The organism is Verrucomicrobiia bacterium (genome assembly GCA_019634625.1).
Taxonomy (GTDB): Bacteria; Verrucomicrobiota; Verrucomicrobiia; order Limisphaerales; family CAIMTB01; genus CAIMTB01.
In genome coordinates, this window is the sequence record JAHCBA010000030.1 from 39,298 (window position 1) to 53,124 (window position 13,827).

Here is a 13,827-nt window from a genome sequence, read left to right on the forward strand (position 1 = left end):
AGGCGGCAGGTTCGCGAAGATCGTTGCGTCACGTCACCAGTCCTTCCAGATGCGTTCCCGGCTCCGACGTCGTTCCTGCGGCATGGGCTGCTCCTCCCCCCGCGCTGCGTCCAGCACCCGCATGGCCTGCTCCGGAGTCATCCGATCCGTGGCCTCGGGCTCCCCCCGATCCGTGGGGCTGGAGCCGTCCGCGGACGATTCGCCCTGCTCCCCCTCGCCGTCCTCGGGAGCCGATTCCCCAGCCTGACCCGGGTCAGCCCCGCCTTCCGACTCGGAATCGGCCTTGGAGGAAACGCCGGGACTCTCCTCCGGACGCGACCGTTCCTCCTGCGAATCGCCTTGGTCGGGTTCCTCGGGCGCCTCCGCAGGGGAACGCTCCGGTTCCCCGGACTCGTCGGACCGTTCCGACTGCGGCTGCGGCTGCGGCTGCGGCTGCGGCTGCGGCTGCGGCTGGGACTGCTGCTGTTCCTGTTCGAGTTCCTCCAGTCGTTGCCGGACGTAATCCAGATTATGGCGTGCGTCCTCGGCCTCCGGGGCCAGCTTCAACGCCGCCTCGAAATTGCGGATGGCCTCCCGCCAGAGCCGCTGACGCTGTTCCGCCTCGGAAATCCGTTCGCCCCGTGAAAACTGCGTGTTCCCAAGGTTGTAAAACGCCCGCCGCTGCAACTCCAGGTCCGACGTCCGCAGCGTCTCCGCAAAATGGCTCATGGCCCGTTCATAGTCCTCGGCCCGGTAGGCCGCCGCCCCGGCATTGAATCGCAGCCGTGCATCGTCGGGCCGTTCCCTGGCCAATCGATCAAACTCACTCTCCGCCTCCCGAAAACGGCCTTCCCGGAAGTCCCTCATGGCCGACCGTGGCGACCCGATCGCGGCCAGTGGCAGCAGCAGCACAATCCACGTCCCGGCAACCTGGGCCAGCGACGGATGCGACTGCCGGACCGGACGGACGGTCCCGGACCGGCCGCGCCGCTCGGGCAGGACCGCCTCGATCGCCAGCAGCACCAGCGCCAGCACCAGCGGCCACTGAAACCGTTCCTCAAACTCCTCAATCGAACGTGTCGCCATCTCCACCCGCGGCAACGGTTCGAGCCCCCGCGTGAACAGCTCCGCCATCGCCCGCGGCCCCTGCAACGGCATGTAGAGCCCCCCCGTGGCCACCGCCAGCTCCCGCAGCAACGGCTCGTTCAACGACGACTTCACCACATGTCCCTCGGCATCCTTCAAATACGTCTCCGTCCCGTCGGGCGCCAGCAACCGGATGATCTCTCCCCGGCTCGTCCCCACACCCACCGTAAAGATCCGCACCCCCTGGGACGCCGCCTCCCGGGCCGCCTCCACCGCGCCGGCTTCGTGATCTTCGCCGTCCGTGATCAAAACCAGAACCCGGATGCCCTCGGGCTGCGACCGGAACGCCTCCATGGCGGTACGGATCGCCGCCGCCAGCGACGTGCCCCCCTGCTGGATGATCTCGGTGTCGAGCAATTCCACGCTCTGCCGGAACGCCTCGTCGTCAATGGTCAGCGGGCACTGGAGAAACGCCGTCCCGGCAAAGGCGATCAACCCGACCCGGTCCGTCCGCGCCAACCGCCCCAGATCCAACGCCGCCAGCTTCGCCCTCCGCAGCCGGGACAAACCCGGTCCCGCATCCTCCGCCAGCATGCTCCTCGACGTGTCCACGGCCACCAGGATGTCCAGTCCGCGCTGCGTGACTTCGACAGTGCCCACACCGTAGCGGGGCCGCGCCAGGGCCACCACCAACGCCCCCAGCCCCAACACCAGCAGCAGCCCCCGCACCCGCGCCCGCCGCGGCGACAACCCGATGGTCAGCGCATCCTGCAGCCGCTGCGGGACGAACAGCCCGATCAGGCGGCGCCGCTCCCGCCACGACCACCACAGGAACACCGCCACCGCCGGCAGCCCGATCAGCAGAACCCACAACAGCCTGGGATGCGCAAAGGTCATGGCAGCTTCCGCCAGATCGTGTGTCCCAATACCAGTTCCATCAGCAGCAGGATCAGCCCGGGCACGGCAAACCACCCGAAAACCTCGTGGAACCGCTGATATCGTCGCACCTCGGTCTCGGTCTTTTCCAGCCGGTCAATCTCATCGTAAATCGCGCGCAAGGTGTCCGTGCTGACCGCCCGAAAGTATTTTCCACCCGTGCTCTCCGCAATCCTCTCCAGGAGTTCCTCGTCGATGTCCACGTTCATCGGCACATAACGCGTCTGCCCGAACACGTCCGTCTGCGGAAACGGCGCCACCCCCCGCGTCCCCACCCCGATCGTGTACACCCGCACGCCCAGGGCTTCGGCCGCCTGCGCGGCGGTCAGCGGCGGGATCTTCCCGGCGTTGTTCTGCCCGTCGGTCATCAGGATCACCACGCGGCTCCGGGACGGCACGTCCCGCAGGCGGTTCAGCGAGGCCGCAATCGCCGAGCCGATCGCCGTGCCATCCTCGACGATGCCAAGCCTCAATTGCTCGATCCGTTCCCGGAGAAACCGATGGTCCAGCGTCAACGGCGCCGCGACATAGGCCCGCCCCGCAAAGGCCACCAGCCCGATCCGATCGTTGGGGCGCCGCGCCACGAACCGCTCGAGCACGTCCTTGGCCACCGCCACCCGGTTGGCCCGCTGTCCGCCCAGTTGAAAATCCTCCGCCGCCATGCTCATCGAAAGGTCCAGCGCCACCACGATGTCGATCCCGCTGGCCGTCACCGTGACCTCCCCCTCCCCCACCCGGGGACGCGCCAGGGCCACGATCAGCAGCGCCAGGGCCAGCCACCGGAGCCGTCGCAACACCAGGGCGGCATAGGACTGACGCAGCGACGCCACCCCCTGCACCAGTTGCACCGAGGAATAGAGGAAGGCCGCGTCCCGCGCCCGCCGACGCCGGTACCATGCCAGCCAGGGCAGCCCCAGCAGCAGCAGCAACCACCATGGATGCGCGAAACTCATGCCTTCAACCTCGCCAGTTCCGCCGGCACCCCGCCCACCGGAGGCGGTGGCGGCACCGTGTCCTCCACCAACCGGATCGCCGCCGAATGCAATCCCCGCAACTCGCCCTCCGTCGGATCGTGCCGCGCGAACTTCACCAGATCACACCGGGTCAGAAAATCCGCCAGCAGTTCCCGATGCGATTCCGGCAACTCCGCCGCCCCGCCCATCTCCGCCAGAAACTCCTCGGTGGTCCGGTCCGGCGCATTCCACCCGAACCGCTCCTCCAGGTACCCCCGCAGGATCCGCGATACCTCGGTGCAGAAACGGTCGGGGTCGGACAGCAGGGCAAGGGCCCGATCGAGCGCCTGCCGGGCCCGCACATGCGCCGGCAACGGCGGCGGTTCCGGCTCCTTCCGGTTCAGCCGGCGTTGCCGGGCCCGCCACCACAGATACAGGGCCGCCGCCACGGCCCCGAGCAGCAGGGCCGTCACCAACCCCCACAGGATCCAATCCCACACCGACCCCACCGGCACCGGGCCCGCAATGTCCCGCAGGCCGTCGGCAAGGGACGGACTGTCGGGCGCAGGCGGTGGCGGGGACGCGGGACTGGCCATGGCAACGCAGCTCAACCGCGGAGGCGGCGCTTCTCGCGGGTCTCGAAGAACCGCGCCAGCGCCCGGGCATAAGGCTGGTCGGTTCGCAGTTGGATGAAGTCGATCGCCGCCGACCGGAACAGCTTCTCCAGCTCCCGTTGCCCGCGACGCTGCCGCTCCGTGAACCCCTCCCGCCGCAGCCGGTGGCCGGTGTCGATCTCCACCACCTCCCCGGTCTCCGCATCCTTCAGGATCATCCGGCCCAGCGGGGGCAGCTCCAGTTCGAATCGATCCACAACCTGCACCGCGACCACGTCATGCCGCCGCCGCGCCTGGCGCAGCGACGAAAGCGGCACCTGCCCGAGCGTGGCGCTGAACACGACCCCGCGCCGAAGATGCCCCGCAATGTCCCGCTGCGCCGTGCGCGTCTGCCCGAGAAAGTCCGAGATCAACACCACGACGGCGCGCCGCGTCACCACCCGCTGCACAAAGTCCAGGGCCGCCTGGATGTCGGTGCCCCGGTGGCGCGGCTCGAAGAACAGGATCTCCCGGATCACCCGCAACACATGGCGCCGCCCCTTCCGCGGCGGAATGAAGGCCTCGACCTCCTCGCTGAACAACAGCAGCCCCACCTTGTCGTTGTTGCGGATCGCCGAGAAGGCCAGCACCGACGCCAGCTCCGCCGCAAGTTCCCGTTTGGTGTAGTCCGACGACCCGAACAACCCCGACCCGCTCACGTCCACCACCAGCACGACCGTCAGCTCCCGTTCCTCGACGAACTTCTTGATGAACGGATGGTTCATCCGCGCGGTGACGTTCCAGTCGATGGCCCGCACGTCGTCCCCCGGCTGGTACTCCCGCACCTCGTCGAAATCCATGCCCTGCCCCTTGAACGCGGAATGGTACTGCCCGGCCGCCGACTCCGAGACCAGCCGCTTGGTGCGGATCTCGATCTGCCGGATCTTCCTCAGTATCTCGCGCGGAATCATGGCGGCGGCAGGCTGCGATCAACCCTTCCCTCAAACCCCGGCCCGGTCACGGCACCGGCATTTCGTCGAAGATCTTCTGGATCACCGTCTCGCTGGTCTTGTCCTCGGCCTCCGCCTCGTAGGTGATGGCCACCCGGTGGCGCAGCACATCCAGACCGATGCTCTTGACGTCCTGCGGCGTGACATACCCCCGCCCGTGCAGAAAGGCATACGCCTTGGCCGCCAGCGCCAGGGCAATGGTGGCGCGGGGCGAGGCGCCGAGCTGGATGAAGTCCTTCACGTCGATCTTGTATGCCTCCGGCGTCCGCGTGGCGCAGACCAGGTCCACGATGTAATCCTTCACCTTCTCGTCGATGTACACCTCGTTGATCACCCGCCGCGCCTGCAGAATCGACGAGGCGTCCACCACCGCCTGCACCGCCGGCAGATTCACCGTGTGGGCCATCAGGTCGAGGATCTGCCGTTCCTCCTCCCGGCTCGGATACCCGATCTTCAACTTCAACATGAACCGGTCCACCTGCGCCTCGGGCAGCGGATAGGTGCCCTCCTGCTCGATCGGGTTCTGCGTGGCCAGGACCAGGAACGGCTCCTCCAGCGGAAACGACACCTCCCCGATGGTGACCTGCTTCTCCTGCATCGCCTCCAGCAGCGCGCTCTGCACCTTGGCCGGCGCCCGGTTGATCTCATCGGCCAGCACCAGGTTGGCGAAGATCGGCCCCTTCCGCGTGCTGAACGCCCCCGACTGCGGGTTGTACACCTGCGTCCCGATCACGTCCGCCGGCAGCATGTCCGGCGTGAACTGCAGCCGGGAAAACCGCACGTTCAACGCCGACGCCAGCGACTTCACCGAAAGCGTCTTGGCCAGCCCCGGCACGCCCTCCAGCAACACATGCCCGTTCGCCAGCAGCCCGATCACCAGCCGCTCCACCAGGTACTTCTGCCCCACGATCACCTTGTTGATCTCGGTGAACAGCGGGCGCACGAAGGCGGCTGCCTGCTGGACCTCCTCGTTGATGGCCGCAATACCGGTGCTCATGCGGGCCCATTGATGCCGAAGGACCGAAACCCCCCGCAAGCGCCATTGTTCCCGAATCGTTTCCACCCCCGCGGCACTCCCCTGTTGACGTCCACCCCGTTCCGCACCCGGAATGTCCGCACTCGACCGCCATGAAAACCATCGCCCTCTTCCTTGCCGCCGCCGCCGCCGCCGTCCCGCTCCGCGCCGCCGAATCCCTCCTCGCCCCGGGCGCCCGCCTCGAACGCCTCGCCACCGGCTACGAGTTCACCGAAGGCCCCGCCACCGACCGCCACGGCAACGTCTTCTTCACCGACCAGCCCAACGATCGCATCGTGAAATGGATCGCCGCCGACGGTTCCACCCTCGACTGGCTCAAACCCTCCGGCCGCGCCAACGGCATGTATTTCGACCGCGACGGCAACCTCCTCGCCTGCGCCGACGAAAAAAACCAGCTCTGGTCCATCGCCCCCGACAAGACGGTCACCGTCCTGCTCGAAGACTACGCCGGCAAACGCCTCAATGGCCCCAATGACCTCTGGATCCGTCCCGATGGCGGCCTCTACTTCACCGACCCCCTTTACCGCCGGTCCTACTGGGACCGCGACCCGGCCATGCAGCAGACCGGCCAGCACGTGTACTTCATGAGCGCCGACCGCCGCGCCGTGAAACCCGTCGCCACCGACCTCGTCCAGCCCAACGGCATCATCGGCACCCCCGACGGCACCACCCTCTACGTCGCCGACATCCGCGCCGCCCGCACCTACGCCTACACCATCCGCCCCGACGGTTCCCTCGCCGACAAACGCCTCTTCTGCGAACTCGGCTCCGACGGCATGACCCTCGACGCCGAGGGCAACCTCTACCTCACCGGCCGGGGCGTCACCGTCTTCGATCGCGACGGACGCGAACGCGAACGCATCACCGTGCCCGAACCCTGGACCGCCAACGTCACCTTCGCCGGTCCCGACCGCGATCTCCTCTTCATCACCGCCGGCAAGTCGATCTACGGCGTGAAACTCCGCGTCCGCGGCGCCCAGTAACCCTCCGACACCTCCCCCGACCGCCCCCCTTCCCGGCTCATGCATCCCACACCGCTCCACCGCCCGCTCCTCGCGGCGCTCACCGCGCTCGCCGCCGCCCTCACCCTGGGTCCCGCCCACCTGCACGCCGCCGACTCCCAGGAACCCCGCTGGTGGAAGGGCAATCTCCACACGCATTCCCTCTGGAGCGACGGCGATGACTACCCGGAAATGATCGCCGACTGGTACAAGCGCCAGGGCTACCACTTCCTCGCCTTCTCCGAGCACAACGTCGTGCCCGAAGGCACCCGCTGGTTCCCCGTGACCGACCAGCGCGGAGGGGGACGGGTCCTCGACAAATACCTCGAACGTTTCGGCACGCCGTGGGTCGAGCGCCGCATCCACCGCGGCATGCCCGAGGTCCGCCTCAAACCGCTCTCCGAGTTCCGCACGCGCTTCGAGGAACCCGACCGTTTCCTCCTCATCCCCGCCGAGGAAATCACCGACCGCCACCTCGTCGCACCGGTCCATCTCAATGCCACCAACCTCCGCGACCTCATCCCGCCCCAGGGCGGCACCAATGTCCTCGACGTCCTCCAGCGCAACGTCGATGCCGTCCTCGCCCAGCGCGAGGCCACCGGCCAGGTCATGATACCCCACGTCAATCATCCCAACTTCGGCTGGGCCATCACCGCCGAGGAATTGATGCAACTCCAGGGAGAACAGTTCTTCGAAGTGTACAACGGCCACCCCGCCGTCCGGAACGAAGGCGATGCCACCCACGCCAGCATGGAGCGGATATGGGACATCGTCCTCACCTGGCGCCTCGCCGTCCTCGACCTCCCCATCATGTACGGCCTCGCCGTGGACGACTCCCACAACTACCACGACTGGGCCATCCCCCAGAGCAATCCGGGCCGCGGCTGGGTCATGGTCCGTGCCCCCTTCCTCACCCCCGAATCCCTCATCCTCGCCCTCGAAGCCGGCGACTTCTACGCCAGCAGCGGCGTGACCCTCCGGACCTTCGGCCGACGGGGAAACACCCTCGAGATCGCCGTCGATCCCGAACCCGGCGTCACCTACCGCACCGAATTCATCGGCACCCTCCGCGACTTCGACCGCACCAACGAGCCGATCCGCAATCCCGCCGGCTCGCCCCTCCGAGTCACCCACCGCTACACCGATGACGTCGGCCGCGTCCTCGCCACCGTCGAAGGCACGACGCCGTCCTACACCTTCACCGGACAGGAACTCTACGTCCGTGCCCGCGTGATCTCCTCGAAGCTCAAGGAAAACCCCTACCGCGAAGGCGAGTTCGAGGTCGCCTGGGTCCAGCCCGTGCAGCCATGAACCTCGTCCCAACCCCCAGCCCTCGTCGGCTGTCCCGGTTCGCCCTCGCCGGGTTCCTCGCCGCCGCCCTCCTCATGCCGGCACTCCCCGCCTCCGAGCCTCCCAGCCCGGCTGAACGGCTGGTCCATGCGCCACACCCCCTCGTCATCGCCCATCGCGGCTATTCCGCCTGGGCCCCCGAAAACACCCTGCCCGCCTTCCAGTACGCCCTCGTCGCCGGCGCCGATCTGGTCGAACTCGATTACCACCACTCCTCCGACGGCGTCCCCATCGTCCTCCACGACACCACCCTCGATCGCACCACCGACGCCATCGCCCGCTGGGGCGGGAAGGACTTGCCCGTCGCCCGCCGCACCGCCGCGGAACTGGCCACGCTCGATGCGGGAAGCTGGTTCACACCCCCCTTCCCGGGATTGAAGCTCCCCACCCTCGAATCCGCGGTGGCAGCCATCCAGACCCGCGGCGTCACCCTGATCGAACGAAAGGCCGGGGACGCCGCCACGCTCGTCCGCCTCCTCCAGGATCGCGGCTGGGTCAACCAGGTGGTCGTCCAGGCCTTCGACTGGTCGTTCCTCGCCGACTTCCGGCAACTCGAACCCCGCCAGATTCTCGGTGCCCTCGGCCCCCCCGGCAGCCGCGACGGACGCCGCCTCACCGATGCCGAGAAGTTCCTCAACGCCGACTGGATCGATCAGATCCATGCCCTCGGTGCCCGCCTCGTCGTCTGGAACCGCCAGATCGATGCCGCCGCCGTGCGCCACGCCCACGACCGCGGCCTCAAGGTCTGGATCTACACCATCAACGAAGGCCCGCTGGCTGCCGAACTCCTCTCCATGGGCGTGGACGGCATCATCACCGACCACCCCGCCATCCTCTGGCGCACCCTCGCGCGACAGGCCCCGCACCCCCGCTGAATGCCGCTGAATCCGTCCGCTCCCGGCAAAGGAAGTGCCCCGCGCCGTCTGCCTTCGGAGCGCCCAATTCCACGAGGCATCCTGTCTTCGGAGGGCCGAGTTCCACGAGGCATCCTGTCTTCGGAGGGCCGGGTTCCACGAGGCCGGCAAGGAAGTGAAGCATGACTGCTTCACCCCCATCGAGCCCCGCCCACGCCTCAAGGCCGCAACCCATCAAACACGGCCCAGGGAAGATTGCGGGCCACCGTGAACACCAGCACTGCCAACAGCAACCCCCAGATCGCACGGGTTGTGACCGCCGCCGGAAGCCCCCGTCGCCTCCGCCATCCCCACCACGCCAGCACCGCCGGCAACCCAATCACGAACAGCCCGTTGCTCCGGGCCGCCGCAATGACGTCGCCATTCAGCAGTTCATGCACCGACCGCATCCCGCCGCACCCCGGGCACAGCAGCCCGGTGATGGCGTGGAACGAACATCGCGGAAAGAAGATCTGACCCTCGGGTCGGTGGAAGTGCAGCACCCCCAGAACGGCCACACCCGCGACCGCCGCCAGGCCCCATCCCCACCACCGCCAACCCGAGCCCGTCGGTTCAGAATCGGACTTCGCATCCATCATGGGCGGCGCCTCGTTCATCATGGCACCGCCGCTCCCGTCCCTACTGGAACATCGACTTCACCTCGGGCTTGAACAGGACCACCAGCACCCAGATCCCAACCGGCAGGCCAATGCAGCAGCAGGGCGACGTGCAGGGCACCATGCCCAGAACGGCGGCGGCCACCACCAGCCCGAAGCTCTCCAGCGCCTGCATCTTCTGCGCCGCGTAGATCATCAATCCGGAGATCGCCAGCCCGATCAGCGAACTCACCACCGCCATCGGTCCCTGCATCTGCGAGAGCATCTCGAACATCTGCCGCATCTCCGGCGGGACATCCTCCGGCGACGGTTGGAACCCGCTGCCGAACATGTTGGCCACCAGCCCGATCAGGGCCAGCACCACGCACAGAATGCCGGTGACCAGCAGCGCCGTCGCCGGACCCCGCACCATCGCCCGCACCTGCTCCCGTCCGTCCAGCCCTCCTCCAAAGGCCGGCAGCGGCACGGGCGCCATGGCCGGCCCCGAACCCATCGCCGAACCGCCCGCCATGCCGGGGGCGGAGACCTCCCTCGACTCCCTCAATCGGGCCTGCTGGGCCTGCTCGCCCAGCACCTCGGCAAACTCCGGAAGGGCCCCCATCGGCGCCCATTCCCCGCCCTCCTTCTGCACCCGGGTCTGCGCATTGGCCCGGTTGTCCCGAACCCACTGGCAAAGTTGATCGAAACTGACCGGCCCGTATTCCTTTTGGTCGCCGCCAATGATCTTGTACATGGATGCCCTTCCGGTGCCCTTCGGCAACGACGTTCCCGAACCAGCCTCCGGCCCGCAAGCCGGAATCCGTGATCTAAGCTCGGAGTTGGTCCAGCTTCGCCGCCGCCGCGCCGGAATCGATCTCCTCAGCCGCCCGTTCCCGCCCTTCCTGGATGCTCCCCGCCCGACCCGCCACGAACAGCGCCGCCCCGGCGTTCAACAACACCGCCTCCCGCTTCACACCCCGCTCTTCGCCCGCCAGAATCCGGCGCACGATCGCCGCATTCTCCTCGCGATCCCCCCCGGCCAGATCCGCCAGCGTCGCCGGCGGCAGATCCCAGTCCGCCGCCGACAATGTGCCGGTCGAAAACCCCCGCTCATGGTGAAACTCCGCCACCTGCGTGTCCCCCAGAACGGACAGCTCGTCCAGCGCCCCTTCCGGCGTCTCCCCGCACACCACCATGGCCCGCCGCAGCCCCAGCTCCTGCAAGACCCGCGCCAGCGGAGCGCACAGCGACGGCACCGACACCCCCACCAACTGCCCTGACGGACGGGCCGGATTCAACAGCGGCCCGAGGAAATTGAAGATCGTACGCTGCCCCTGTCCGGCACACAGCTTCCGGGCCGCCGCCAGATGCTTGAACGCCGGGTGATACCGTGGCGCAAAAAAGAAGGCGAAATCCTTCGCCTCCAACGCCTCCGCCGCCTCCGCCGGCGGCAGTTCGATGGGAATCCCCAGCGCCTCCAGCACATCCGCGCTCCCTGCCTTCGACGTGATGGCCCGGTTCCCGTGCTTGGCCACCGGCACCCCCGCGCTCGCCAACACCAGCGCCACGGTCGTCGAAATGTTGAACGTGTTCCGATGGTCCCCCCCCGTGCCGCACACATCCACAATCCCCCGCTCCCGCGTCGCCACCCGGATCGGCGGCGCCACCGCCAGATCCCGCAATTCCAACGCAAATCCAGCAATCTCCGCCGGCGTCTCTCCCCGCCGCGCCAGGGCCATCAGAAACTCCGCCTTCACCTCCGCCGGCACCCCCTCGTCCGTCAATGCCGCCACCGCCTTCGAAATCTCCGTCGAGACCAGCTCCCGGCCCTGCCGGATTCCTTCCGTGAGAACATCGAGCATGGGCGCAGGCTACCGCCCCCCCGAACCCGCCGCGACCGGAATCTCGGCCCCGTAGATTCCCCCCGGTGCATCCCGGTGTGGTGGGTGAGGAGGCAGCGAACCGGAGGGACGAGCTCTGCGAGTCCTCCACCCAACGCCCCCCACCGTTGCCGCCTCGTGGAACCCGGCCCTCCGAAGCACCGCCTGGCGGAGTTCGCACCTCGCCCCACAACTCCGCGATGCACAGGCTCTCAGGGCGCCGTCAGGTACCTTCCCTCCGCCGGCTCCACCGCCCTTCCCTCCCGCGCCCGAAACCGTACCGGGAAGGTCTCCCGCCGCTCGCCATCCACCGCCCGGAATACCGCGAAATGCAGGTGCGGTCCCTGCGAATACCCGGTGTTCCCCGAGTACCCCAGAAAATCCCCCGCCGCCACCCGCATGCCCGGATGCACCCGCGCTCCCCGATGCTGCAAATGGACGTATTCCCCATAGGTGCCGTCGGGGTGCCGGATCAGGATCCGGTTCACCCGGTCCCGCAGCCGCGGATCCAGCCCGCCCTCGGCATGCTCGTCCACCACGACTTCCACCCGGCCCTCCCGCGCCGCGTGGACCGCGGTCCCCACCGGCAGATCGAAGTCCACCGCGTAGGCGTCGTTCCCGGAATGCGTGAACGTGCCGCCCCAACCCTGCGACACCCTCGCCCGTACCCCCGAAGCAAATGGCACCCGGTACTCCGCCCCGCGGTCGTGGCGCACCCCCGTCTGACCAAACTGCCAGTGGTACCGCACCCGGTAGCTGAAATCCTCCCGCTCGTTCCCCGGCCGGATGCGCACAAATGGAAACGCCCCCGGCCCCGGGCAGCTCAGCACCACCGGCATGGCCCGATCAGGGACGCAGTTTTCCCCCGTCACCCAGAGCGTCAGGGTCACCGCCGCCAGATGGGTGTTCTCCACACTCAGCCGCAACCCGCCCTCCTGCGGAGCCTCAACCACCCGTACCCTGCCCTCCGACCGGCTCGCCGCCCGACCCTCCAGCCCCGGAGCCCCGCTGCATCCCGTCGTCGCCCAGACCAGCCAGCAACCCAGCAGCCAGCGCACCACGCCCAGACTCCGGGCCCCCAACCCAGCGTCACAAGCCAGCACGCAGCCAGACCGCCCCACCCCGGCCACCGTCCCCGCATCGATGGAACCCGCCCCGCGCCGCATCGGATCGGGCCGCCTCATCGCCGGGACGACCGCTGCAACCACGCCGGCACCCGTTCCCGGCTCCAGATGTCCTCGACACGCTGCCGCTCCCGCACCAGGGCGAACCGCCGTCCGTCCACCAGCGCCTCCGCCGCCAGCGGTCGCGAATTGTAGTTCGACCCCATCACCGACCCGTAGGCCCCGGCACTCAGCAACGCCAGATGATCCCCCTCCCCGACCCGCGGCAACGGCCGGTCCTTGGCAAAGTAATCCCCGCTCTCGCAGATCGGCCCGACCACGTCCGAAGGGACCGCCCGGCCACGCTTCCGCGTCACCGGGACAATCTCGTGGAACGCATCGTAAAAGGCCGGCCGGATCAGGTCGTTCATCGCCGCATCCACAATCACGAAGTTCTTCTTCCCGGTGCGCTTCACGAACTCCACCCGCGTCACCAAAGCCCCCGCGTTGCCCACGATGAACCGCCCCGGCTCGAGCAGGATCCTCAACCCCAGCGGCGCCAGCAGCGGCTTCAACGCCTCGGCATAGGTCGAGGGCGTCAGAATCCGGCGCGCCTCCGGCTCCTTCCGCCACCAGTCCGGATCGCCGCTGGCCAGGGCCGGGTCGTACACAATACCGATGCCACCGCCAATGCTGAGAAAGTCGAACCCGTGCCGCCGGTGCAGGCGCTCCGCCATCGGAACGATCTTCTCCACCGCCCGCCGGAACGGCTCCACATCCGTCAACTGCGAGCCGATGTGCATCTGGATCCCGCGCAACCGAATGTTCGAAAGCTTCGACGCCGCCGCGTAAAGCCGCTCCACCCGTTCGAAGGCAATGCCGAACTTGTTCTCGTAGGTCCCCGTCGTGATCTTCGCGTGCGTCCCGGCATCCACGTTCGGATTCACCCGCACCGCCACCGGCGCCTTGCGTCCCAACCGCCGCGCCACCCGCTGGATTCGCTCGAGCTCCGGCGCGCTCTCCACATTGAACGAATAAATCTCCCGCCGCAGTGCGTACTCGATCTCCCGCTCCGTCTTGCCCACCCCCGCAAATACGCAACGCCCCGGATCGCCCCCCGCCGCCTCGACCCGGCGCAACTCCCCCTCGCTCACCACATCGAACCCGCTCCCCTGGTTCGCCAGGGCCCGCAGCACCGCCAGATTCGAGTTGGCCTTCACCGCGTAACAAATCAGGTGGTCGAGCGGGTCCAGCGCCCGGTCCAGCTTCTCGAAGTGGTCGCGCAGGGTATGCCGCGAATACACGAAAAGCGGCGTCCCGAAACGCTCCACCAGCGCCTCGATCGACACCTCTTCGCAATACAGTTGCCCGCCCCGGTAACGAAAGTCGTGCACGAGAACCGCAGGCTGCC

At 68.1% G+C, this 13,827-nt stretch carries 13 protein-coding genes; 3 read left to right on the forward strand and 10 right to left on the reverse strand.

Features of this window, described 5'->3' with window-relative positions; all coding sequences use genetic code 11:
• Positions 1-33: 33 nt before the first annotated feature.
• The 5 genes from KF833_16665 to KF833_16685 are packed head-to-tail and all read right to left on the reverse strand — an operon-like array spanning position 34 to position 5,554.
• Positions 34-1,962: a VWA domain-containing protein gene (locus tag KF833_16665; GenBank protein ID MBX3746942.1), complete on the reverse strand. Its 1,929-nt coding sequence runs from the start codon at positions 1,960-1,962 to the stop codon at positions 34-36.
• A complete protein-coding gene (locus tag KF833_16670) occupies positions 1,959-2,954 on the reverse strand; it encodes a VWA domain-containing protein (GenBank protein MBX3746943.1) in 996 nt (331 codons plus the stop codon). Before KF833_16670 ends, KF833_16665 begins: the two co-directional genes overlap by 4 nt.
• Entirely contained in the window at positions 2,951-3,550 is a 600-nt protein-coding gene (locus KF833_16675; GenBank protein ID MBX3746944.1) for a DUF4381 family protein, read from the reverse strand. Before KF833_16675 ends, KF833_16670 begins: the two co-directional genes overlap by 4 nt.
• Before the next feature lie 11 nt (positions 3,551-3,561).
• Positions 3,562-4,518: a DUF58 domain-containing protein gene (locus KF833_16680; protein ID MBX3746945.1), complete on the reverse strand. Its 957-nt coding sequence runs from the start codon at positions 4,516-4,518 to the stop codon at positions 3,562-3,564.
• 46 nt (positions 4,519-4,564) lie between these two features.
• Positions 4,565-5,554, reverse strand: a complete 990-nt coding sequence (locus KF833_16685; protein MBX3746946.1) for an AAA family ATPase — start codon at positions 5,552-5,554, stop codon at positions 4,565-4,567.
• A 131-nt stretch (positions 5,555-5,685) separates the two neighbouring features.
• Between KF833_16685 and KF833_16690 the strand changes: the two genes are divergently transcribed.
• Genes KF833_16690 through KF833_16700 form a run of 3 tightly spaced genes read left to right on the forward strand, consistent with a single transcriptional unit; the run spans position 5,686 to position 8,819 of the window.
• A complete protein-coding gene (locus tag KF833_16690; GenBank protein MBX3746947.1) occupies positions 5,686-6,576 on the forward strand; it encodes an SMP-30/gluconolactonase/LRE family protein in 891 nt (296 codons plus the stop codon).
• Positions 6,577-6,615: 39 nt separating this feature from the next.
• Positions 6,616-7,905: a hypothetical protein gene (locus KF833_16695; GenBank protein ID MBX3746948.1), complete on the forward strand. Its 1,290-nt coding sequence runs from the start codon at positions 6,616-6,618 to the stop codon at positions 7,903-7,905.
• Positions 7,902-8,819, forward strand: a complete 918-nt coding sequence (locus tag KF833_16700) for a hypothetical protein (GenBank protein MBX3746949.1) — start codon at positions 7,902-7,904, stop codon at positions 8,817-8,819. The genes KF833_16695 and KF833_16700 overlap by 4 nt, the downstream gene beginning before the upstream one ends.
• Before the next feature lie 197 nt (positions 8,820-9,016).
• Here KF833_16700 and KF833_16705 read toward each other — a convergent pair whose 3' ends face one another.
• The 5 genes from KF833_16705 to lysA form a co-directional block, all read right to left on the reverse strand.
• Positions 9,017-9,436, reverse strand: coding sequence for a DUF2752 domain-containing protein (locus KF833_16705; GenBank protein MBX3746950.1), 420 nt, complete (start codon positions 9,434-9,436; stop codon positions 9,017-9,019).
• A 40-nt stretch (positions 9,437-9,476) separates the two neighbouring features.
• Positions 9,477-10,187, reverse strand: coding sequence for a DUF4339 domain-containing protein (locus KF833_16710; protein ID MBX3746951.1), 711 nt, complete (start codon positions 10,185-10,187; stop codon positions 9,477-9,479).
• A 73-nt stretch (positions 10,188-10,260) separates the two neighbouring features.
• Positions 10,261-11,295: an anthranilate phosphoribosyltransferase gene (gene trpD, locus KF833_16715; GenBank protein MBX3746952.1), complete on the reverse strand. Its 1,035-nt coding sequence runs from the start codon at positions 11,293-11,295 to the stop codon at positions 10,261-10,263.
• A 230-nt stretch (positions 11,296-11,525) separates the two neighbouring features.
• Entirely contained in the window at positions 11,526-12,497 is a 972-nt protein-coding gene (locus KF833_16720) for a M23 family metallopeptidase (GenBank protein MBX3746953.1), read from the reverse strand.
• On the reverse strand, positions 12,494-13,810 hold the full coding sequence (lysA, locus tag KF833_16725; protein MBX3746954.1) for a diaminopimelate decarboxylase: 1,317 nt from the start codon (positions 13,808-13,810) through the stop codon (positions 12,494-12,496). Before lysA ends, KF833_16720 begins: the two co-directional genes overlap by 4 nt.
• Between the last annotated feature and the right edge of the window lie 17 nt (positions 13,811-13,827).

Coding starts and splice junctions, on each gene's coding strand:
- KF833_16695 (MBX3746948.1), top strand. CDS start 6,616: ATGCATCCCACACCGCTCCACCGCCCGCTCCTCGCGGCGCTCACCGCG.
- KF833_16705 (MBX3746950.1), bottom strand. CDS start 9,436: ATGATGGATGCGAAGTCCGATTCTGAACCGACGGGCTCGGGTTGGCGG.
- KF833_16700 (MBX3746949.1), top strand. CDS start 7,902: ATGAACCTCGTCCCAACCCCCAGCCCTCGTCGGCTGTCCCGGTTCGCC.
- KF833_16665 (MBX3746942.1), bottom strand. CDS start 1,962: ATGACCTTTGCGCATCCCAGGCTGTTGTGGGTTCTGCTGATCGGGCTG.
- trpD (MBX3746952.1), bottom strand. CDS start 11,295: ATGCTCGATGTTCTCACGGAAGGAATCCGGCAGGGCCGGGAGCTGGTC.
- KF833_16680 (MBX3746945.1), bottom strand. CDS start 4,518: ATGATTCCGCGCGAGATACTGAGGAAGATCCGGCAGATCGAGATCCGC.
- KF833_16720 (MBX3746953.1), bottom strand. CDS start 12,497: ATGAGGCGGCCCGATCCGATGCGGCGCGGGGCGGGTTCCATCGATGCG.
- KF833_16675 (MBX3746944.1), bottom strand. CDS start 3,550: ATGGCCAGTCCCGCGTCCCCGCCACCGCCTGCGCCCGACAGTCCGTCC.
- KF833_16670 (MBX3746943.1), bottom strand. CDS start 2,954: ATGAGTTTCGCGCATCCATGGTGGTTGCTGCTGCTGCTGGGGCTGCCC.
- KF833_16690 (MBX3746947.1), top strand. CDS start 5,686: ATGAAAACCATCGCCCTCTTCCTTGCCGCCGCCGCCGCCGCCGTCCCG.
- KF833_16685 (MBX3746946.1), bottom strand. CDS start 5,554: ATGAGCACCGGTATTGCGGCCATCAACGAGGAGGTCCAGCAGGCAGCC.
- KF833_16710 (MBX3746951.1), bottom strand. CDS start 10,187: ATGTACAAGATCATTGGCGGCGACCAAAAGGAATACGGGCCGGTCAGT.